Origin of the sequence: Streptomyces sp. NPDC094147 (assembly GCF_044764265.1) — a bacterium.
Lineage (GTDB): Bacteria > Actinomycetota > Actinomycetes > Streptomycetales > Streptomycetaceae > Streptomyces.
The window spans coordinates 1-21,303 of the sequence record NZ_JBIWHT010000003.1 but is presented as its reverse complement, the minus strand read 5'-3'; the positions used below and the strand labels follow the sequence as shown (position 1 = coordinate 21,303).

The 21,303-nt window shown below is 70.6% G+C and carries 20 protein-coding genes and 1 rRNA gene; 5 read left to right on the top strand and 16 right to left on the bottom strand.

Annotated elements, in window-relative coordinates; translation table 11 throughout:
* Positions 1 to 141 precede the first annotated feature (141 nt).
* Positions 142 to 477: a hypothetical protein gene (locus ACIQ8J_RS07435; RefSeq protein WP_403267847.1), complete on the top strand. Its 336-nt coding sequence runs from the start codon at positions 142 to 144 to the stop codon at positions 475 to 477.
* Between the two features lie 39 nt (positions 478 to 516).
* A complete protein-coding gene (locus tag ACIQ8J_RS07430; RefSeq protein ID WP_403267845.1) occupies positions 517 to 1,623 on the top strand; it encodes a hypothetical protein in 1,107 nt (368 codons plus the stop codon).
* A 58-nt stretch (positions 1,624 to 1,681) separates the two neighbouring features.
* On the opposite strand, the gene ACIQ8J_RS07425 is transcribed toward ACIQ8J_RS07430, so the two are convergent.
* The 7 genes from ACIQ8J_RS07425 to ACIQ8J_RS07395 all read right to left on the bottom strand — a co-directional run bounded on the left by ACIQ8J_RS07425 (position 1,682) and on the right by ACIQ8J_RS07395 (position 10,520).
* Entirely contained in the window at positions 1,682 to 3,418 is a 1,737-nt protein-coding gene (locus tag ACIQ8J_RS07425; protein ID WP_403267842.1) for a DUF4157 domain-containing protein, read from the bottom strand.
* A 300-nt stretch (positions 3,419 to 3,718) separates the two neighbouring features.
* The gene (hemB, locus tag ACIQ8J_RS07420) at positions 3,719 to 4,708 is read right to left on the bottom strand and encodes a porphobilinogen synthase (protein ID WP_403267840.1); all 990 of its coding nucleotides are present in this window, start codon (positions 4,706 to 4,708) and stop codon (positions 3,719 to 3,721) included.
* A 209-nt stretch (positions 4,709 to 4,917) separates the two neighbouring features.
* Positions 4,918 to 6,564, bottom strand: coding sequence for a uroporphyrinogen-III synthase (locus ACIQ8J_RS07415; RefSeq protein ID WP_403267838.1), 1,647 nt, complete (start codon positions 6,562 to 6,564; stop codon positions 4,918 to 4,920).
* Complete coding sequence (gene hemC, locus ACIQ8J_RS07410) at positions 6,561 to 7,520, bottom strand: hydroxymethylbilane synthase (RefSeq protein ID WP_403267835.1); 960 nt, start codon at positions 7,518 to 7,520, stop codon at positions 6,561 to 6,563. Before hemC ends, ACIQ8J_RS07415 begins: the two co-directional genes overlap by 4 nt.
* Positions 7,517 to 9,121, bottom strand: coding sequence for a glutamyl-tRNA reductase (locus ACIQ8J_RS07405; RefSeq protein WP_403267832.1), 1,605 nt, complete (start codon positions 9,119 to 9,121; stop codon positions 7,517 to 7,519). Before ACIQ8J_RS07405 ends, hemC begins: the two co-directional genes overlap by 4 nt.
* The gene (locus ACIQ8J_RS07400) at positions 9,118 to 9,891 is read right to left on the bottom strand and encodes a redox-sensing transcriptional repressor Rex (RefSeq protein ID WP_403267830.1); all 774 of its coding nucleotides are present in this window, start codon (positions 9,889 to 9,891) and stop codon (positions 9,118 to 9,120) included. The genes ACIQ8J_RS07405 and ACIQ8J_RS07400 overlap by 4 nt, the downstream gene beginning before the upstream one ends.
* 332 nt (positions 9,892 to 10,223) lie before the next feature.
* Positions 10,224 to 10,520 carry a glutaredoxin family protein gene (locus ACIQ8J_RS07395; RefSeq protein WP_403267828.1) on the bottom strand — a complete coding sequence of 99 codons (297 nt, stop codon included), beginning with the start codon at positions 10,518 to 10,520 and terminating at the stop codon, positions 10,224 to 10,226.
* A 131-nt stretch (positions 10,521 to 10,651) separates the two neighbouring features.
* Between ACIQ8J_RS07395 and ACIQ8J_RS07390 the strand changes: the two genes are divergently transcribed.
* The 3 genes from ACIQ8J_RS07390 to ACIQ8J_RS07380 all read left to right on the top strand — a co-directional run bounded on the left by ACIQ8J_RS07390 (position 10,652) and on the right by ACIQ8J_RS07380 (position 14,104).
* Positions 10,652 to 11,593, top strand: a complete 942-nt coding sequence (locus tag ACIQ8J_RS07390) for an HAD family hydrolase (RefSeq protein ID WP_403267826.1) — start codon at positions 10,652 to 10,654, stop codon at positions 11,591 to 11,593.
* 321 nt (positions 11,594 to 11,914) lie between these two features.
* Positions 11,915 to 12,703 carry an ECF subfamily RNA polymerase sigma factor, BldN family gene (locus ACIQ8J_RS07385; protein WP_053724590.1) on the top strand — a complete coding sequence of 263 codons (789 nt, stop codon included), beginning with the start codon at positions 11,915 to 11,917 and terminating at the stop codon, positions 12,701 to 12,703.
* A 228-nt stretch (positions 12,704 to 12,931) separates the two neighbouring features.
* The gene (locus ACIQ8J_RS07380; RefSeq protein ID WP_403267823.1) at positions 12,932 to 14,104 is read left to right on the top strand and encodes a DUF5667 domain-containing protein; all 1,173 of its coding nucleotides are present in this window, start codon (positions 12,932 to 12,934) and stop codon (positions 14,102 to 14,104) included.
* Between the two features lie 117 nt (positions 14,105 to 14,221).
* Here the strand turns inward: ACIQ8J_RS07380 and ACIQ8J_RS07375 are convergent, their stop codons facing one another.
* From ACIQ8J_RS07375 to rrf, 9 genes are all read right to left on the bottom strand, one after another.
* Entirely contained in the window at positions 14,222 to 15,277 is a 1,056-nt protein-coding gene (locus tag ACIQ8J_RS07375; RefSeq protein WP_403267820.1) for a lysophospholipid acyltransferase family protein, read from the bottom strand.
* A gap of 14 nt (positions 15,278 to 15,291) precedes the next feature.
* On the bottom strand, positions 15,292 to 16,374 hold the full coding sequence (locus ACIQ8J_RS07370; RefSeq protein ID WP_403267817.1) for an NAD-dependent epimerase/dehydratase family protein: 1,083 nt from the start codon (positions 16,372 to 16,374) through the stop codon (positions 15,292 to 15,294).
* A 180-nt stretch (positions 16,375 to 16,554) separates the two neighbouring features.
* Positions 16,555 to 16,653, bottom strand: a complete 99-nt coding sequence (locus tag ACIQ8J_RS07365; protein WP_003948845.1) for a 30S ribosomal protein bS22 — start codon at positions 16,651 to 16,653, stop codon at positions 16,555 to 16,557.
* 120 nt (positions 16,654 to 16,773) lie between these two features.
* Entirely contained in the window at positions 16,774 to 16,986 is a 213-nt protein-coding gene (locus ACIQ8J_RS07360) for a helix-turn-helix domain-containing protein (protein ID WP_159030439.1), read from the bottom strand.
* A 128-nt stretch (positions 16,987 to 17,114) separates the two neighbouring features.
* Complete coding sequence (locus ACIQ8J_RS07355; protein ID WP_403267814.1) at positions 17,115 to 17,930, bottom strand: phosphatase; 816 nt, start codon at positions 17,928 to 17,930, stop codon at positions 17,115 to 17,117.
* A gap of 164 nt (positions 17,931 to 18,094) precedes the next feature.
* Positions 18,095 to 19,270, bottom strand: a complete 1,176-nt coding sequence (locus ACIQ8J_RS07350) for an acetoin utilization protein AcuC (protein WP_403267811.1) — start codon at positions 19,268 to 19,270, stop codon at positions 18,095 to 18,097.
* Positions 19,239 to 20,444 (bottom strand): MFS transporter, encoded by a 1,206-nt coding sequence (locus tag ACIQ8J_RS07345; protein ID WP_403267808.1) that lies wholly within the window; start codon positions 20,442 to 20,444, stop codon positions 19,239 to 19,241. The genes ACIQ8J_RS07350 and ACIQ8J_RS07345 overlap by 32 nt, the downstream gene beginning before the upstream one ends.
* Positions 20,445 to 20,487: 43 nt before the next feature.
* Positions 20,488 to 21,132, bottom strand: a complete 645-nt coding sequence (locus ACIQ8J_RS07340) for an HAD family hydrolase (protein WP_403267805.1) — start codon at positions 21,130 to 21,132, stop codon at positions 20,488 to 20,490.
* Between the two features lie 75 nt (positions 21,133 to 21,207).
* A 5S ribosomal RNA gene (gene rrf / locus ACIQ8J_RS07335) occupies positions 21,208 to 21,303 on the bottom strand; the annotation flags it as partial.

The window sequence follows — 21,303 nt, the reverse complement described above, 5'->3', positions numbered from 1 at the left end:
CAGACTCCAGGAAGTGACACGCCAGCGGCCCGCGCCGCGCCGCCTGCCTGCCGGGTTGGTGCGGCACCTTCCTGCGCACGTCGGCCAAGGCCCGGCACAGCTTGCCGCACTTGGAGTCCGCACTGACCTTCACCCACCCTGATGGCGTTCAGCGAGAACTTCGTCCAGGACGTGCAGATCGGGCTCAGCGAAGTACTGCGCGAAAGGAAACTGGCAGTTGCCGACTACGAGCGCCTGACAGATATCGAGTTCCCCGACCCGGACACGCTGTACGAGTGCCTTCGCGAGATCTACGCATACCTCTTCGAAGGGCTTTCTCAGCAGCCCTCGCCTCCGGAATGGGCGGGAGGAGGACAGGATCGGCATGTACGCCAACCTCCTTCAGAACCAGGAGAGTTGGACCCTCGGGCGGGGCTGGCTCCGGGCGGTGATCGTCGTGTACCCCGGGGACGCTTTAACACCCCCCTGACGCAATGATCGATCATCCGGGAGCATCATGCACGCATGCATGAGCGCATGACAGAAGCAGCGACCGAAGCCGCCCCAGCCGCGTCCTTGCCGCCCAAGAACCGCACGCTGGTCATCGGCTCGACGGTTGTCGGCACCGTCCTGCTGCTGGTGGCGGCCTGGCTGCTGCTCGTGACGATGCGCGGATCGCTGGACGAGGAGCGGGCGTTCAGGGCGGCGCAGGACTGTGCGCCCGGCACCACCGCGACGGACTGTTTGCGCTCCGTACCGGCGGTGATCGAGCGCACCCAGAAGGGGCGCGGCAAGACGCCGAACTACTGGATGTACGTGAAGGACGCCGACGGCGAGACGCCCGTCCTCCACATCCGGCGAAGCGCGCCGGACTCGTCCGACACCTATGCCGGGAAGCGGATCCACGTCACGTACTGGGAGGGCTCGGTCCGGTACCTCGACTGGGCGAACGCCCGCTGGTACACGTACGCCGACCCGCGCGGCAGCTACCGGCTGTTCCTGGCCTGGGGGCTGGCCCTGGGCACGTTCGGGGCGGGGGCCCTGCTGACGGCACTGTGGTGGGTCCGGGGCTACGCCACCACCCGGCTCCGGTACCCATGGCAGCCGGCGGTCGTGGCAACGGGCACGCTGGCACTCGTCGGCGCGGGCGCCCTGATCCCGTGGTTCACCAACGGGTGGCGGACGGGACTCCTGGTCCACGGGGTGGCCGGGGCGGTCGTCGTGGCGGGCTGCGCGCTCGCCGCCGTACTGCTCCGCCGCGCGAACGCCCGTAAGACCACGGACACCGTCACCGTCCAGACGGTTGTCCCCACCGAGGAAGCCGTCTTCCCGGGGTTCGTGCGCGGCGACGTCCCGTACGGAGGCAGTCTGGGCGGCGGCTTCCTGGTGGCCGAGGCCGGCCGCCTGTCGATCATCCCCGACCCGAACTACCGGGTCCGCCCCCGGATCGTGCCGGGCACGCTGGAACCGCTGCGAGTCCGCCCGCCGTACCGGACGGACCCCAAAGACCTCCATCTGAATGGCAATTGGCTGGTGGTGGAGTGCCGCGACGGCGACACCCCGGTGTACGTCGCCACCGCCAAGGAGTGCATCCCGCTGCTGCTGGGCTCACTGACGACGGCCCGCCAACTCGCGCAGATATAAAGGGACTTACCGCCGCTCGGCCACCTCGGCGGCCCGAGCACAGTCGCCGCCTCGAAGATCAGGCGACCAGTTGGCCTATCCACTTGAGGCCAGTGGGCAGCTTGTCCTTGGCGCAGCGCTTCTCCACGTAGCCGATCAGCTGGTCGACCGCCTGATCATGCGTCAGGCCGTTCTGGGTGTCCGCGACGTATTTCGCGGCGGCCTTGGCTCCGGAGACGGACCGGTCCGCGGCGCTCGCCTCGTCGTAACTCGAACCGATGGCACGCAGCAGGAGTTGGTGGTCGGTGAAGACGGTCGCGAGATCGGCGAAGGCGGCTGTGAGCCCTTCTCCTATCCGGTCCTTGATCGGGCCCGACTGCGCGGTGTCGTCCAGAATCCCAGTGACCTCAGGGCTGTCGTGGTGGGCCTGACGGAACCTCTGGAGGAACCTGTTGATGAACGCGTTGTCGTGGGCGGGAGCGCGAAGCATCTGGAGGTAGCCGAGCTTCGCCGCGAGCCTGTCGTCCAGCCTCTTGCCGCCCGCCCGGGTGGGAAGGACCACCGGGGCCGTGAACCGGGAGTTGTTGTCGATCGCAGTGAGCTGTGCCGTCGGAGCGATGTCTGTCGCGGCCTGGTAGAGGAAGTTCCCGAGGTTGACCCGGCCACCCACCACCCGGTCGTCGTTGCCGAGGAAGGCGTCGGCGACCATCGTGCGGCCGGTTTGCCGCAAGGCTGCCTCGTCGCCCAGGAATCCCACTGCCGCACCGGCGCCCATGCCTTGCAGCGTGGCTCCCGGGGCCGTCTCCATGACCAGGAATGCCTGAGCCGTGCCCAGCTGATTCGGGATCTCTTCGGGGGTCCGGCCGGCTCCCTGGTTTTGCATCAGGAGGGCGCGGAGCGCCTGTCCCTCGGGTGAGGTGACCGCATGACGTTTGATCCGGGGCGCCCGGATGTCCATGTGCTCAAGAAACCGATGGGCGTATTCCACATTGCCCGTGGACGACAGCGGTTTGACCACGACCTGCGCCCCCGGCGGGCCCACGAAGAAGACTCCGTCGACCCCCTCGCCCGAGCGCCGCACCACCTGGCCGTGCCACGACGAAGGTGCGTCGTCAATGGTGAGGCGCTGGACGGAGCGGTCCGTGGGAGCGGGTACGCGCTGCACTTGGCCATGGGCGGTGTCCTGGCGAGCGGGCTCGTCCGGAGCGGTCCGCTCCGGCGACGGGCCGCAGAGCGCGCGCGTCGCTCGGGCCTCGGCCTCCCTCTCGAAGGCGTCCGACGGATCGCTGACGCGGAGCCCGTCGGCGGTGGGCGTTCCCGCGACCGGACCGCGGCGCTGCTGGATCACGTGGGTGAGTTCGTGGGCGAGGGTGTGCTTGTCGGCGCCGCCGTCACCGATGACGACGTGGCTGCCGGAGGTGTAGGCGCGGGCGCCGACCTCGGCGGCGGAGGCTTTGGCGGCGCTGTCGTTGTGGATGCGCACGTCGGAGAAGTCGGCCCCGAGCCGGGCCTCCATGTCGGTGCGGATCGCGTCGTCGAGGGGGCGGCCGGGGGCACGCAGGACGTCGTGGACGGCGGAGCGCTGCACAGCGGGCTGTTCGGTCTGCTGGTGGCCGCAGCCGGCACCGTGCTGGTGCTGTTCCTGGGCCCAGGCGTGGCCGGACCGGCGGAGCATCTGGACGACGGCGGCGTTGCCCGCCGTGCTCTGCAGGGCGAGGAGAGCGGCAGGGGCCCTGCTGCCCGGCGCTGCGGTCCTCGCGGCGCTGCGGGCGGGCTTGTTGCCCTCGGAGGTCCGGGCCTGTTCGCTGGCGTACATAGGGTCCTTTCGGAGGCACCACGTCCGGCATGGGAGCCTGCGGTGCTGTGCCGGCCGAGACGGGGAGCCCGACACCCGCAGCCGCAGCCGCAGCCGACCCTCTCACCACCCGCCAACGTCCCCCTAACGCCGCCGCGCCACGCTGTTAGGGCGGGTATCGAGTCGTGATCAATCGGTTCGGGTGAGGTCTTTGAGGAGCGAACCCCCATGGCCTGATGACACGGCTGTCCCGCCTACCCGGCGGCGGGCAGGCGGGACAGCAAGTAGTGGGCCGAGCAGCCGCGTTCACATCCCCCGGGCTCAGAGCCCGCGTGCGACCTCCGTCGCCCAGTACGTGAGGATCATGTGCGCCCCCGCCCGCTTGATGCCGGTCAGGGATTCCAGGATCGCTCGGTCGCGGTCGATCCAGCCCCTCTCCGCGGCGGCCTCGATCATCGCGTACTCGCCGCTGATCTGGTACGCCGCGACCGGCACGTCCACCGACTCGGCGACCTTGGCCAGGATGTCGAGGTACGGGCCGGCCGGCTTGACCATCACCATGTCGGCGCCCTCAGCGAGGTCGAGCGCCAACTCCCGCATGGATTCACGGGTGTTGGCCGGGTCCTGCTGGTACGTCTTGCGGTCACCCCGCAGCGAGGAGCCGACGGCCTCGCGGAACGGGCCGTAGAAGGCGGAGGAGTACTTCACGGTGTAGGCCAGGATGGACACGTCCTCGTGGCCCGTCTGGTCCAACGCGTCGCGGACGACGCCGACTTGACCGTCCATCATCCCGGACGGCCCGACGACATGGACGCCCGCGTCGGCCTGGACCTGGGCCATCTCCGCGTACCGCTCAAGCGTGGCGTCGTTGTCGACGCGGCCGTCCTCGTCCAGGACTCCGCAGTGGCCGTGGTCCGTGTACTCGTCCAGACACAGGTCGGACATGATGACGAGCTCGTCGCCGACCTCTTCCTTCACGGCGCGGATGGCGACCTGGAGGATGCCGTCGGGGTCGGTGCCCGCGGTCCCGACGGCGTCCTTCTTCGCGTCCTCCGGCACGCCGAACAGCATGATCCCGGCGACCCCGGCGGCGGCGGCCTCGACGGCGGCCTTCCGCAGGGTGTCCAGGGAGTGCTGCACGACGCCGGGCATCGCCTGGATCGGGACGGGTTCGGTGATCCCTTCCCGTACGAACGCGGGGAGGATGAGGTCGGCGGGGTGCAGCCGGGTCTCCGCGACCATCCGCCGCATGGCGGGCGTGGTCCGAAGCCGCCGGGGCCGGGCCCCGGGAAAGGATCCGTACACAGTCATGCCCCTACGCTACGCCCGCCGCAGGGGTACGAATTCCCCACCCCGCCCCTTCCCGAGACCCGCCGGAAGACGGCTGCTGGGGCTCTGCCCCAGACCCCGCTCCTCAATCGCCGGAGGGGCTGGATATTGCCGCTGAGCGGCATTCCCAGCCCGTCATGGGGGTCCCCCCTGGCCCTTAAGGCCTTGGGGGAGTTTGAGGGCCGGGCCGACTACGTCGTACGCCGACGCCGCGCCCCCGGCCTGCGCTCGCTCGGCCGGGTCACGTGCTCCCCCGCCTCCACCGCCGCCGCGCGCCGCGCCGCGCCGAAGTCCGCCAGTGCCTGCGCCAGCTTGTGGACGGACGGCTCCGGGGCCATGACGTCCACCCGCAGCCCGTGCTCCTCCGCGGTCTTCGCCGTGGCGGGGCCGATGCACGCGATCACCGTCACGTTGTGCGGCTTGCCCGCGATGCCGACCAGGTTGCGCACCGTCGAGGACGACGTGAACAGCACCGCGTCGAAACCGCCGCCCTTGATCGCCTCACGGGTGTCGGCCGGCGGCGGCGAGGCCCGCACCGTCCGGTAGGCCGTGACGTCGTCGACCTCCCAGCCGAGCTCGATCAGGCCCGCCACCAGCGTCTCGGTGGCGATGTCGGCGCGGGGCAGGAAGACGCGGTCGATCGGGTCGAAGACCGGGTCGTAGGGCGGCCAGTCCTCAAGAAGGCCCGCCGCCGACTGCTCGCCGCTCGGCACCAGATCCGGCTTCACGCCGAATTCCACCAGCGCGGCGGCCGTCTGCTCGCCCACCGCGGCGACCTTGATCCCCGCGAACGCGCGCGCGTCGAGCCCGTACTCCTCGAACTTCTCGCGCACCGCCTTCACCGCGTTGACGCTGGTGAACGCGATCCACTCGTAGCGGCCGGTCACCAGGCCCTTGACCGCGCGCTCCATCTGCTGGGGCGTGCGCGGCGGTTCGACGGCGATCGTCGGCACCTCGTGCGGCACGGCTCCGTACGACCTGAGCTGGTCGGAGAGCGAGGCGGCCTGCTCCTTCGTACGCGGTACGAGCACACGCCAGCCGAACAGCGGCTTGGACTCGAACCACGACAGCTGGTCGCGCTGAGCAGGGGCACTGCGCTCGCCGACCACGGCTATGACGGCCTGGTGCCCGTCCGGCGAGGGCAGCACCTTCGCCTGCTTGAGCACCTGGGCGACCGTGCCGAGGGTCGCGCTCCAGGTCCGCTGCCTGGTCGTGGTGCCGGCGACCGTCACCGACATCGGGGTGTCGGGCTTGCGCCCGGCCGAGACCAGCTCGCCGGCCGCGGCCGCGACGGTCTCCAGGGTGGTGGAGACCACCACCGTCCCGTCGCTCGCGCCGACCTCGGCCCAGCACCGCTCGGAAGCGGTGCGGGCGTCGACGAAGCGGACGTCCGCGCCGGCCGCGCCGCGCAGCGGCACACCGGCGTACGCGGGCACGCCGACCGCGGCCGCGACGCCCGGCACCACCTCGAAGGGGATGCCTTCGGAGGCGCAGGCCAGCATCTCGCCGGCGGCGTCGCCGTCCAGGCCCGGGTCGCCGGAGACCGCACGGACGACCCGCCTGCCGGAGCGCGCGGCCTCCATGACAAGATTGGCGGCGTCCCGCAACACCGGGATTCCGGCGGTCGTCGACGCCTCGTCAACCACCGTCAGCTGGGGCGTGTCCACACCTGCCCGCGCATGCGCGCGAACGACGTCGAGCACTGCGGGCTCGGCGATCAGGACATCGGCCGACGCCAGCGCCTCCACGGCGCGCAGCGTCAGCAGTCCCGGGTCTCCGGGCCCGGCACCGAGGAAGGTGACGATTCCGGCAGCGGTGGGATTGGTGGTGGGGCTCAAAGTGCTCGCTCCCCCATAAGACCGGCCGCACCCTTGGCGAGCATCTCGTCCGCGAGTTCGCGTCCAAGAGCCATCGCCTCGTCGTGCGACGTGGGTACGGGACCGGTGGTGGACAGCTGCACCAGCGAAGAACCGTCGGTGGTACCGACGACTCCACGCAGGCGCATCTCATGAACAGCCTGTCCGTCGCCCAGAAGGTCGGCGAGCGCACCCACAGGTGCACTGCAGCCGGCTTCCAGCGCGGCGAGCAGGGACCGCTCGGCGGTCACGGCGACCCGGGTGAACGGGTCGTCGAGCTCGGCGAGCGCGGCGGCGAGGTCGGCATTGGCTGCCGTGCACTCGATCGCCAGTGCCCCCTGGCCGGGGGCGGGCAAAACGGTGTCGACCGACAGGAAGTCGGTCACCACGTCGATGCGTCCGATGCGGTTGAGCCCGGCGGCGGCCAGGACCACCGCGTCGAGCTCGCCCTTGGTCACATATCCGACGCGGGTGTCGATGTTGCCGCGGATCGGCACGGTCTCGATCGTCATGCCGTGGCTGCGGGCGTACGCGTTGAGCTGCGCCATCCGCCGCGGCGAACCGGTGCCGATACGGGCCCCGTCCGGCAGCTGGGCGAAGGTCAGCCCGTCGCGGGCGACCAGCACGTCGCGCGGGTCCTCGCGGACCGGTACGGCGGCAAGGACCAGGTCGGGGTGCTGGGCGGTGGGCAGGTCCTTCAGCGAGTGCACCGCGAAGTCGACCTCGCCGCGCAGCAGCGCGTCGCGCAGCGCGACGACGAACACACCGGTGCCGCCGATCTGCGCGAGGTGCTCGCGGGAGGTGTCCCCGTACGTCGTGATCTCCACCAGCTCGACGGGGCGCCCGGTCAACTGCCGTACGGCGTCGGCCACATGCCCGGACTGGGCCATGGCGAGCTTGCTGCGCCTGGTCCCGAGCCTCAATGCTTTCTCGGTCATGACCGCCCTCGGTTCTTGACTTCTGCGTCGTTCAGATCGGCCCTGGACACGGCGGCCACCGTCTCCGGGTCGAGGTCGAACAGGGTGCGCAGCGCGTCCGCGTACCCGGCGCCGCCGGGTTCGGCGGCCAGCTGCTTGATCCGCACGGTCGGTGCGTGCAGGAGCTTGTCCACCACGCGGCGCACGGTCTGGGTGACCTCGGCGCGCTGCTTGTCGTCGAGCCCGGGGACCCGGCCCTCCAGGCGGGCGACCTCGCTGGCCACGACCTCGGCGGCCATGGCGCGCAGCGCGACGACGGTGGGCGTGATGTGCGCGGCCCGCTGGGCGGCGCCGAAGGCGGCCACCTCGTCGGAGACGATGGAGCGCACCTGGTCCACATCGGCGGCCATCGGCGCGTCGGCGGACGCCTCGGCGAGCGACTCGATGTCCACGAGCCGCACCCCGGGCACCCGGTGCACGGCGGCGTCGATGTCCCGCGGCATGGCGAGGTCGAGCAGCGCCAGGCGCACGGGCCCGGCCGGTACGGGAACGCCCCGCGCGGCGCGGGAAAGACGCCGCTGGGTGTTCTCGGCCCAACTGCCGTGCAGCTCAAGGGAGTCGGCGTCGACACCCGGGGTCGCGGCGGCCGCGCCATCGGCCCGAAGCGCCCCGTCCACCACCCCGAACCCGGCCACCGCGGCACCCGCGGCCGCCGTGCCGGAGAAGTCCACGGGGCAGCCCGCGGCCGCCGCGCCGGCGCCCGCCGATGCGGCCGGCTCGGCCGCCGTCAGCTCCTCGCCCACCGCGAAGGCCACGGCCTCGCCGGTCAGCACCAGACCGGTGGCGCCGGTGCAGGACACCGCCACGTCGACTCGTGTCAGTTCGCGTGCCACATCGGCCATCGCCACCGCGCGCGCGGCCGTGCCCGCCTCGCCGAGGATCTCGACCAGCCGCTCGGCGCGGGCGTGCGTCCGGTTGGCGACGACGATCTCGCTGACGCCGATCCGCCCCAGCGTCGCAGCGGCGAGCGAGGACATCGAACCGGCGCCGATCACCAGCGCCCGCTTGCCCTTGGCCCAGTCCTCGACGGCCTCGCCCGCGGCGAGCTGCTCCAGACCGAAGGTGACGAGCGACTGCCCGGCCCGGTCGATGCCGGTCTCGCTGTGGGCGCGCTTGCCGACCCGCAGCGCCTGCTGGAACAGGTCGTTCAGCAGGCGGCCCGCGGTGTGCAGTTCCTGGCCGAGCGCGAGGGTGTCCTTGATCTGCCCGAGGATCTGGCCCTCGCCGACGACCATCGAGTCGAGGCCGCAGGCCACCGAGAAGAGGTGGTGGACGGCCCGGTCCTCGTAGTGGACGTACAGATAAGGGGTCAGCTCTTCGAGGCCGACGCCGCTGTGCCGGGCGAGCAGCGTGGAGAGCTCGGCGACACCGGCGTGGAACTTGTCCACGTCCGCGTACAGCTCGATCCGGTTGCAGGTGGCGAGCACGGCCGCCTCGGCGGCGGGCTCGGCGGCGAGGGTGTCGTGGAGCAGCTTGACCTGCGCGTCCGTGGAGAGGGAGGCCCGCTCCAGGACACTCACGGGGGCGCTGCGGTGGCTCAGACCGACGACCAGGAGGCTCATGCCGGCATCACGGCGGGCATGTCCCCGTCCGGTCCCTTCCGGCCATTGCCCACGCCGCCGCGCACCGGCGGCACCACGGCCGCGGCGGCCTCGGCGACGGCCGCTTCCTCACCGGCCTTGCGCTGCTCGTGGAAGGCAAGGATCTGGAGCTCGATGGAGAGGTCGACCTTGCGCACGTCGACGCCCTCGGGCACCGACAGGACCGTCGGCGCGAAGTTGAGGATGGAGGTCACCCCGGCCGCGACCAGCCGGTCGCAGACCTGCTGAGCGGCGCCGGCCGGGGTCGCGATGACCCCGATCGAGACCCCGTTCTCGCTGATGATCTTCTCCAGGTCGTCGGTGTGCTGCACCGGCATCCCGGCGACCGGCTTCCCGGCCATCGCGGGGTCGGCGTCTATCAGCGCGGCGACCCGGAAACCGCGGGAGGCGAAGCCGCCGTAGTTGGCGAGCGCGGCGCCGAGGTTGCCGATACCGACGATGACAACCGGCCAGTCCTGGGTCAGCCCCAGTTCCCGGGAGATCTGGTAGACGAGATACTCGACGTCGTACCCGACACCGCGGGTGCCGTACGAGCCCAGGTACGAGAAGTCCTTGCGCAGCTTCGCGGAGTTGACCCCGGCGGCGGCCGCGAGCTCCTCGGAGGAGACCGTCGGCACGGAGCGCTCCGAAAGACCGGTGAGCGCGCGCAGGTACAGCGGAAGCCTGGCGACGGTGGCCTCGGGGATTCCTCGGCTTCGGGTCGCCGGTCGGTGAGTTCGGCCAGTTGCCACGGTGCTCCTGCGGGATGAGCGGGGCTGCAGGCGGCCACACGTCCCAGGGCCGCCCCGTCGGATGCAGGCTATGTCTTTGTGAACGCGTGCACAAAGATGGTGTCCGCTTTGTCCGAGCAAAGTGACCGGGCTCACGCGACTTGACGAGAGAATCGCGGAACCGCAGACGGGTTCAGTCCGTTCAGGACCCGAAGGGGGCAAAGCCGCACACTCTCCTCACAGCGATACCCCCGAACCACAGCAAAACGACCATGATGGTAACCGCAACTATCACGATCCCCATCATCTCGCTGCTCAGCCGCCCACCGCCCGGAACTGCTCCAGGGCTCGCTTCAGCCGGCCAGTGCGCCCTTGAGACGGACGGGGTCCACCCGCCAGAAGGTGTGCTGCTCGCCGTCGACCAGCACGACCGGGATCTGCTCCCAGTACTCCTTGTGGAGCGCCTCGTCCTGGGTGATGTCCTTCTTCTCCCAGGACGCGCCCGTCTCGGCGCACACGGCCTCGATCACCTCCTGTGCGTCGTCGCACAGATGACAGCCGGGCTTCCCGATCAGCGTGACCATCCGCTCGGCGGGGCTGCGCCCCGGCTGCTTCTTCGTACGTCGCGGCAAGAAACTCATGCCTCCCATTCTCCAACCCCCGCACCCCCGAGCGGACCCATAAGCCCGGATCGTCCGTTTAACGCGGCGGCCGCAGAGAGTTCACGCCATCGCATCCCGGCGAGTCGGGTACTTCCGAACAGACTGGCTATGCTCACGACATGGCCGTACTGGGATGGCTCACCCCTCGTAGGCGCTCGGCGACAGCACGCAGCGTGCTGGCCGGCGAGGCCGCAGCCGAGGCAGCCCGCAAGTCCTCGCAGGAACTGGCAGAGCTGGCGAGCGCCGAAGCCGCCGAAAAGGCCTCGGAGCCGGAATTCCCCGTCGTCGGGGACGACCTCGCCGCCGCCTTCTTCGACCTCGACAACACCGTGATGCAGGGCGCCGCCCTCTTCCACTTCGGCCGGGGCCTGTACAAGCGGAAATTCTTCCAGCGCCGCGAGCTCGCGAAGTTCGCCTGGCAGCAGGCCTGGTTCCGGCTGGCCGGCGTCGAGGACCCCGAGCACATGCAGGACGCCCGCGACAGCGCGCTGTCCATCGTCAAGGGCCACCGCGTCTCCGAGCTGATGTCGATCGGCGAGGAGATCTACGACGAGTACATGGCCGACCGCATCTGGCCCGGCACCCGCGCCCTCGCCCAGGCCCACCTCGACGCCGGCCAGAAGGTCTGGCTGGTGACGGCCGCCCCGGTCGAGACCGCCACGATCATCGCCCGCCGCCTCGGCCTGACCGGCGCGCTCGGCACCGTCGCCGAGTCCGTCGACGGCGTCTATACGGGACGCCTGGTGGGCGAGCCCCTGCACGGCCCCGCCAAGGCCGAGGCGGTCCGCGCGCTGGCCGCCGCCGAGGGGCTCGACCTGTCGCGCTGCGCCGCGTACAGCGACTCGCACAACGACATCCCGATGCTCTCGCTCGTCGGCCACCCCTACGCCATCAACCCGGACGCCAAACTCCGCAAGCACGCCCGCGCCCGCGAGTGGCGCCTGCGCGACTACCGCACCGGCCGCAAGGCCGCGAAGGTCGGCATCCCGGCCGCCGCCGGGGTCGGCGCCCTCGCGGGCGGCACGGCCGCCGCCGTCGCCCTGCACCGCCGCCGGCGGTAGTCGGCCGCCTCAATATTCGATTGCGGGGGTTTCGTCCCCATCCCCCCTGGCCCGCCAGCCCCGTTGCCGACACCCGGGCACAACAGATCTCCGTCACGGACAGATCACGAAGCAAATCGATCAACTTCTGCTCACGATGCGCGACTTGAACAGACGCATAGACGTAACAGAAGCGACGGAATCGACGATTTGAGCAACTGGGTGTAGCGCTCCCTGCACGAAGCGTTATTCTCCTCAGACGCAATCCGGAACCCGCACATCGCCACGATGGGTGAACGGTTCCGCACTGCACGTGATGGAAGCTCTGCCTCTGGGAGTCCCGTGTACCCACACGTCGGGGTTGACGCCTCGGGCCTGGCTACGCTGCGCGGGGCGGTCGTCGACCGCCTGCGCGTCTTCGTCCCCACCGCGTACGCCGGCGCCCCTGCCTTCGCCACCGCAACACCCGTCGGGCCCTGCTATGCCCTCGCCGACGGTGGTGCCGCAGTCGGTAGACGGAGCGGCGGCCGCAGCACGGGCACGTCCGCGACGCCCACCGCCCGCCGGCCCACCGCCGACAGCGACAGCGCCCGCATGATGGATCTCGTCGAACGCGCCCAGGCCGGCGAGGCCGACGCCTTCGGCCGGCTCTACGACCAGTACAGCGACACGGTCTACCGCTACATCTACTACCGCGTCGGCGGCAAGGCGACGGCCGAGGACCTCACCAGCGAGACGTTCCTGCGCGCCCTGCGCCGGATCTCCACCTTCACCTGGCAGGGCCGCGACTTCGGCGCCTGGCTGGTCACGATCGCGCGCAACCTGGTCGCCGACCACTTCAAGTCGAGCCGTTTCCGACTGGAAGTGACCACCGGCGAGATGCTCGACGCCAACGAGGTCGAGCGCTCCCCGGAGGACTCCGTCCTGGAGTCCCTCTCCAACGCCGCCCTGCTCGAAGCCGTACGCAAGCTCAATCCCCAGCAGCAGGAGTGCGTCACCCTGCGCTTCCTCCAGGGCCTCTCGGTCGCCGAGACCGCCCGCGTCATGGGCAAGAACGAGGGCGCGATCAAAACCCTCCAGTACCGGGCCGTGCGCACCCTCGCCCGGCTCCTCCCGGACGACGCCCGCTGACCCGCCCGGACGGGCCCAACTCACCGTCGGTGAGCCTCTGATGACGCTGTGGTCCGATCATCTTCCGTCCGTAACCCAAGTGCCGCGTCCGTCGTTGTGCGGGATGAAGGCTCCCTGTGGTCACGCCATGTCCACAGCCGCTCACTCGATCGTGTGGATGTGCTCAAGGCGTGCAACCCTTCAGGCCCCTTGGGGAGTCGACCGTGATGACGAGAGGAGGTGCCGCCAGTGATCGCGAACGTATCGGCGCACCGGCGGGCGAACGCCTTCGCCCAGGCCCTGGAAGAAGCCTCGGCGGCCGACCAGGAGACACCCGAGACCGGTGGGGCCGAACAGGCCGACACCGGCAGGATGTTGACCCTGGCGGGTGGGCTCGGCGAACTGCCGAAACCGGAGATGGACCCGCAGGTCAAGGTGGAGCAGCGGGCGCTGCTCATGGCCGAGATGGAGCGGATGTTCGCCGGCGGCAGTGCCGCCGACCCTCAGGTGCCCGAGCAGCGGACCGGCCGCGGCGCCCACCGGGCGGCGTCGCTCCGGAAATTGCGACCCCGCTCCCGCTGGTCAAAGGGCATCGCGGCGGGCGGGCTCAGCATCGGTGTGGCCGCGGGCGCGTTCAGCGGCGTGGCCGCTGCCAGCTCCGACGCCCTTCCGGGTGATTCCCTGTACGGGCTGAAACGCGGCATGGAAGACCTCAAGCTCGGTCTGGCCGACGACGACGCCGCCCGGGGCGAGCTCTACCTCGACCAGGCGTCCACCCGGCTCTCCGAGGCGCGCCGCCTCATGGAACGGGGCCGCGCGGGCGACCTCGACCACGAGCAGCTCGGGGAGGTCCGCCGTGCCCTCAGCGGCATGGAGCACGACGCCTCCGAGGGCCACCGCCTGCTGCACGACGCGTATGCCCGGGACGGCTCGATCGGCCCCATCGCGGCGCTGAACTCCTTCGCCCAGGCGCACCGCGACAGCTGGAGCAAGCTCCGCGGCAAGCTGCCCGCCCAGCTGACCGACGTCGGCGACAAGGTGAGCTCGGTCTTCGCCGCCATAGACCAGGAGGTCGGGCCGCTCCAGTCGATGCTGCCCAAGGCGTCGTCCCAGACGCACGGCCGGACGGACTCCTCGCACCCCGCCGGCTCCTCCGGCAGCACCCAGCCGTCCACCCCGTCCTCGGGCGCCTCCTCCGGCCACGGCACACCCGGCACCAGCGGCAAGCCGCGGCCCTCCGGCTCCCCGTCGAACGGCGGGCTGCTCGGCAACACGGGCGGCCTGTTCGAGCCGGGCACCAGCGGCACCACCCCCGGCCAGCCCGGCCAACCGGTCAAACCCCCGGTCCCGGACGTCACCCTGCCCCCGCTGCTGCCGGGCCTGCTACCGGGCCTCGGCATCGACGCGGACAAGGCGGAATAGGCACGGAGTCACGCACGGAGGGGCCGGGGAAACCCGGCCCCTCCGTCGATTCCGGCCCCGCCCGCGCTCAGCAGAACGCATCAGAAGAACACTCAGCCGAACGCCCAGCGGCGCGCATCAGAAGAACACGGACCTCCGCTGCACCAGCAGCTTGTACAGCGTGTGCTGGATCTGCTCCCGCACCTGGTCCGTCAGGTTGAACATCAGCATCGGGTCCTCCGCCGCCTCCGGCGGATACCCGTCCGTGGGGATCGGCTCGCCGAACTGGATCGTCCACTTCGTCGGCAGCGGCACCAGACCCATCGGCCCGAGCCACGGGAACGTCGGCGTGATCGGGAAGTACGGGAAGCCGAGCAGCCGGGCCAGCGTCTTGGCGTTCCCGATCATCGGGTAGATCTCCTCGGCCCCGACGATCGAACACGGCACGATGGGCGTGCCCGCCTTCAGCGCGGTCGACACGAACCCGCCCCGCCCGAACCGCTGCAACTTGTACCGCTCGCCGAACGGCTTGCCGATGCCCTTGAAGCCCTCCGGCATCACCCCGACGACCTCGCCCCGCTCAAGCAGCGCCTGGGCGTCCTCCGCGCAGGCCAGGGTGTGCCCGGCCTTGCGGGCCAGTTCGTTGACGACCGGCAGCATGAACACCAAGTCGGCCGCGAGCAGCCGCAGATGGCGCCCGGCCGGATGGTGGTCGTGGACGGCGACCTGCATCATCAGCCCGTCCAGCGGCAGCGTCCCCGAGTGGTTGGCGACGACCAGCGCCCCACCCTCGGCCGGGATGTTCTCGACGCCCTTCACCTCCACCCGGAAGTACTTGTCGTAGAACGGCCGCAGGAGCGACATCAGGACCTGGTCGGTGAGCTCCTTGTCGTAGCCGAACTCGTCGACGTCGTACTCGCCGGTGATCCGCCGCCGCAGGAACGACAGGCCGCCCGCGATACGCCGGTCCCAGCCGCCGCGCTGCTCCTCGGGGGCCGCCGCGGTGGCCCCCGAGGCCTCCTCGACGGCCTCCTGCGCCCCCGGCAGGGCACTGACCGGGGCCGCGGGCCTGTCGAGCGGCTGCGCCACGGGGTCGGCCTTGCGGCGGCCCGGGACCGGGCGCCTACGGCCGGTGCGCTGCGCGCTCTGGCGCGAGCGGTCGTCGTCGAACGGGATGACCTTGGCATCCGCCATCGTTGGTGCGCTCCTCATTCCGCGTTCGAAGGGGTGGTGGCGTGGGCGAGGGCCGCGCCGGGGAAGGGCGCGAACGGCAGCCCCGACACCCGGTCCACCACCCTGGCCAGCGATTCCGGCGGCAGCAGCCCGGGGCCCCGGCTGCGCGCGAAGTCCGCGAAGGTCTCGGCCGTCGTGTACTTGGGTTCGTACCCCAGCGTCTCGCGCATCTGGACCGTGCTGACCACCCTGCCGTGCGTGAGCAAACGAATCTGCTCCGGCGAGAAATCGGTCACCCCGACCGTCCGGAGCGCCGTGCCGACCCAGCGCACCGCCGGAAGTAGGACCGGCACCGTGGGCCGCCCGAGCCGCCGCGAGCACTGGGACAGCAACAGCACGCCCTCCCCCGCCACATTGAAGGTCCCGCTGTTGAGCGTGGAGCGGCGCGGCTCGCCCGAGGCGATCCGCAGCACGTCGATCACATCGTCCTCGTGGACGAACTGGAGCCGCGGGTCGTAGCCGAACACCGTCGGAAGCACCGGCAGCGAGAGGTATTCGGCGAGCGGCGAGTCGGCGTCGGGACCCAGGATGTTCGCGAAGCGCAGCACGCACACCGCCACATCGGGCCGCCTGCGCGCGAATCCGCGCACATATCCCTCGACCTCGACCGCGTCCTTCGCGAAGCCCCCGCTGGGCAACGATTTGGGCGGCGTCGTCTCCGTGAACACCGCGGGATCACGCGGCGCCGACCCGTACACGCTCGTACTGGACTTCACCACGAGCCGTTTCACCGTCGGCGACTTCTGACAGGCACCGAGCAGCTGCATGGTGCCGATGACATTGGTTTCCTTGACCGTGGCACGCCCGCCGCCGGAGCTCAGCGGCGTCCCGGTCACATCCATGTGCACCACGGTGTCCACGCCGTGTTCGGCGAGCACTCTCGCTATCGCCGGCTGGCGGATGTCCGCCTGAACGAAATCGGCACCACCCAAACGGTGCCCCGGCCGGACCACATCGACCGCGATCACCCGGTCCACCTCCGGGTCCCGCTGGAGCCGCCGCACCAGGCGACCACCCAGCTGCCGGGCCACTCCGGTGACGAGCACGACCTTCCCCAAGATCAGCGCCTTCCTTCGGCCTTCGGTACGCCCCTGCACCCTCTGCGCCACCGTAGCGGCTGGATGTTGCGCGGCGATGACCACGTACCGGCGCGTGGCCGAGAAACTGCCTCCGCGAACGCCGCAGCCCTCCCACCGACAATGCGGCGGGAGGGCTGCGAATTCACGAACAGCGCTCGCTTACTTCTTGTTGCGACGCTGAACGCGCGTGCGCTTGAGCAGCTTGCGGTGCTTCTTCTTGGCCATCCGCTTGCGCCGCTTCTTGATAACAGAGCCCACGACTACCCTCGCTCACTTCTTCTCACTCGGTGCGGGGCGTCTGGGCCCACACGACCTACGTCGGCCTAGCCTACCTGCCGCCGAGTGAGGGACGTAATCCGAGGGGAGCGAGTGACTCCCTCAGGCCGTCTCCACCCCCACAAAAGACTCGCGGAGATACTCGTGAACTGCCTGTTCCGGAACCCGGAAGGACCTGCCCACCCGGATCGCCGGCAGATGACCGCTGTGCACCAAGCGGTACACGGTCATCTTTGACACTCGCATCACCGAGGCGACTTCCGCCACGGTCAGGAACTTGACCTCGTTGAGAGGCCTGTCACTCCCAGCAGCCATGACCCACCTGTACCTTCCGCACCCAACGCGCACCGGCTTCCCCTCCGGTGACTCAACGTCGCTGTGCGCTCACTCCCCAGACTAGGGGCGGGTGGTGCGAGTGGGGAAGAGGAGCTGCCATCGGCCGCCTACTGTGACAGACACGCTCGATTGAGTACATAGCGAGTAAGCGGCCGGTAGTAATCAGACCGCACAGCGTCATCAAGCGGAACGGCCACGGACACCCGCCCCTCGGCCTCGCCGACGAACAGCGCGGGGTCGTCGGTGTCCGCCAGACCGACCGCCTCGATGCCCAGCTGACCTGCCCCGCAGACCCATCCGTGATCTCCGATCACGAGGTCCGGGACCCGCCCGAAACCCCCCGCCGCGACCCCCAGCGCGACCCGAACCGGGAGCGGTGAATGGGTGTGCGCGCCGGGCGCGCCCCCGGCTCCCGGTGCCCCGGGTTCCCGCACCAGCGCGACTCCCCGTACGTAGTCAAGGTTGTACGTACGTACCCCGAACCGGGTCGTTATGTCGACAGAGCTACCCTGCGCGGGGGTGAGGACAGGACATCCCGCCGCCGACAAAGCGTCCGCCAGCGCGGCGTAGAACCCGAGCAGCCGGTGCGGATGCCCGGTCCCGAGCAGCACCGCGCCCCGCCGCGAGGCGACCGCCCCGAGCCGCGCCGCGAAGGCGTCGAGCCCGGCCAGCGTCCGCTCCGGGTCGATGACATCGGGCCCGCTGACGTGCAGCGGATCGTCGCTGACCCCGCACTTGTCCGCCATCAGCCGCAGCAAGTCCCGCTCGCCCCAACGCCATTCGGGATCAAGGCCGAGAGTGACCCGCGGATCCCGGGCCGCGAACAGCCGGTAACTCCGCAGACTCTCCTCCCGAGAGGTGGCCACGGACCCGGCCAGCCTGGCCGCCAGAAGATGCGCCCGCAGCGCCCCGGTACTCAACACCCGACGATGCTCCCGCAGCGGCCCGTACGGGGTGCCAAAACGGCCCGGAGAACGCACAGTTGGCGTAACAAGGCGTGTTATCAAGCCCCTCATGGGGGTCCCCCTGGCCCTTTAGGCCTTGGGGGAGATTGAGGAGCGGGGGTTCGGGGGCGGAGCCCCCGGCCCTACGCCAACAACCCCCGCAACGGAAACGCCGCCCGCCGAGTCGCGAGCACCGCCTGGTCGAGCCGATCCGCGGGGTCGTACCCCGCATCCCACCCCCGCCACGACACGACCCGCCCATCCGTCATCCGCCCCGGCCCCAACTCCCGCGTACGCGCGAAGACTTCATCCCGCCACGACGCCGGAATCACCGACTCCGGGTCGATCGGCGCATGCCCCGCGATCCCCACCAGATGCGTCCAGGACCGCGGCACCACATCCACCACCGCATATCCCCCGCCGCCGAGCGCGAGCCACTTCGCCCCCTCGACGTACTCGTGCGCCAGCTCATGGCAGGCCGCCTGCACCGCCCGCTGCGCGTCCAGCGAGACGGCCAGATGGGCGAGCGGATCCTCGAAGTGCGTATCGGCCCCGTGCTGGGTGACGAGCACCTGCGGCCGGAAGTCGGCGATCAGCTCCGGCACCACCGCGTGGAAGGCCCGCAGCCACCCCTCGTCCCCGGTCCCGGCCGGCAGCGCGAGATTGACCGAACAGCCCTCGCCCGGCCCGTCCGCACCGGTCTCTTCCGGCCACCCGGTCCCGGGGAACAGCAGCCGGGGATGTTCGTGGAGCGAGATCGTCAGTACCCGCGGGTCCTCCCAGAACGCCGCCTGCACCCCGTCCCCGTGATGCACGTCGACATCCACGTACGCGACCCGCTCGGCGCCCAGCTCAAGCAGCCGCGCGATGGCGAGCGCGGCGTCGTTGTAGATGCAGAATCCGGCGGCCCCGCCCGGCATCGCGTGGTGCAGCCCGCCCGCGAAGTTCACCGCGTGCGCCGCCTCCCCCGCCCACAGGGCCTCGGCGGCGGCGACCGACTGCCCGGCGATCAGCGCGGAGGCCTCGTGCATCCCGGCGAAGGCTGGGTCGTCCACCGTCCCGAGCCCGTACGAGGTGTCCGCGGCCCGCGGGTTCGCGGAGGCCGCCCGCACCGCCTCCACGTAGTCCTCGCGGTGCACCAGCCGCAGCGTGGAGTCCCCGGCGGGCGGCGCGGCCACCACGTCCAGCTGCTTGTCGAGTCCGTACGCCCGCACCAGACCCATGGTCAGCGCGAGCCGGACCGGGTCCATCGGATGGCTCGGTCCGAAGTCGTAACGCGTGACAGCTTCATCCCACATCAACAGTGCGCGGCCGCTCATGCCCGCCACCGTATCGGGCGGCCTCCGAGCCGAACGACCGGGCGTACACCAGCGTCAGCAGCACCAGAACCATCGGCACGAGCATCGCCCCCCGGTAGCTCCAGGCGTCACCGAGCGCACCGACCAGCGGCGAGCCGACGAGGAACCCGACGTAGTTGAAGACGTTGAGCCGGGCGACCGCGGCATCACTGGCGCCCGGGAACAGCCGCCCGGCCGCGGCGAACGTCTGCGGCACGATCACACACAGCCCGAACCCGAGCAGCGTGAACCCGGCCATCCCCACCCATGGCCCGGACGCGGCCGCCACCACGGCGAACCCGGCCGCCGCGAGCACCGTCCCCAGCCGCACCACCGCCACCGCCCCGAACCTCCGCACCCCGAAGTCCCCGGCGGCCCGCCCGAGCAGCGTGGTGACCATGTAGACGTTGTACGGGACGGTCGACAGCTGCTCGGAACTGCCCAGCGTGTCCTGGAGGTACTTCGCGCTCCAGTTGGAAACGGTCGAGTCCCCGATGTACGCGAAGCTCATCACCAGGCACAGCGGCAGCAGCAGCCGGAAGACAACGGGCTTCGCCCCGGCAGCGCCCTCCACTTCCGCTTCCGCGACGCCGGGCTCCCCGTCGACGTACCACCGGCCGGCAACCAGGCACCCCGGCAGCAGCACGGCCACGACCGGCAGGTACGACACGAGCAGCGGCAGCTGCCAGTGCGCCCCCACCCAGGCGAGCGAGGCGCCCCCGATCCCCCCGAGGCTGTACGAGGCGTGGAAGCCCAGCATGATGCTGCGCCCGTACGCCCGCTGGAGGCTGACCCCCAGCATGTTCATGGACGCGTCGAGCGCCCCCACCGAAAGCCCGAACGCGCCGAGCGACAGCGCGGCCTGCCACATCCGGTCGCCCGCGCCGACGCCTAGCAGCGCCAGGAGCACCGCGGGCTGGGCGAACCGCAGCACCACGCTCGGCCGGACCCGCTTGATCAACTGCTCGGTGCAGACGCTGCCGACCCCCGCGAGGATCGGCACGGCCGCAAGGAAGACGGGCAGCAGCCCGTCGGAGATCCCGTACCGCTCCTGGATCGCGGGTATGCGGGTCACCAGGAGGGCGAAGGCCATGCCCTGCGCGAAGAAACTCACCGCCAGGGACGCCCTGCCGTGCCGCAGGCGTGCGTCTGTCATGGCCGCACAGCCTAGGGCTGCTACTTACTCCTGGGTAGATGGATCACACGAGCAATCCGAGCAGCTGTCCCATGTTCTCGAAGTACCCGTCGGCACCCTCAAGCCGCTCGGCGGGCGTCATCGCGGTGAACCCGTACACGGCCATCCCGGCGGCCCGCGCGGCCTCGACCCCGAGCCGGCTGTCCTCGACCACGACACACCGCTCGGGCGCGACCCCCATCCGCTCGGCGGCGTGCAGGAACAGATCCGGCGCCGGCTTGCCCCGCCCGACGTCCTCCGCGGAGAACACCCACTCCTCCTCGAACCACTCGTCAAGCCCGGTCGTGCGGTGCCCCACCCGGATCCGCTCATGAGTCCCGGACGACGCCACGCAGTACGGCACCCCGTCCGCGACCAGCTTCCCGAGCACGTCGGTGACCCCCGCTACGGGCTGCAGCTCCCGCTCGAAGGCGGCGAAGACCCGGGCGTGCAGCATCTCGTCGAAGTCGGCGGGCAGCGATTCCCCGGTCCGCTCCTTGACCAGATCGTGTACGCGGTGAACGGCGGCCCCCATGTAATCGCGGAGGGATTCCTCGTACGAGGTGGGATGGCCGAGTTCCGTGAGGTATCCGGCCAGGATGGTGTTGGAGAGGGGCTCGCTGTCCACGAGCACGCCGTCGTTGTCGAAGATGATGAGGTCATAGCGCATGACTCGACTTTAAACGCAGAAAAGCCCCGCACCGTGATCCCGAAGGATCCTGGTGCGGGGCTTTCCCCAAAAATTGTTCGGCGGCGTCCTACTCTCCCACAGGGTCCCCCCTGCAGTACCATCGGCGCTGAAAGGCTTAGCTTCCGGGTTCGGAATGTAACCGGGCGTTTC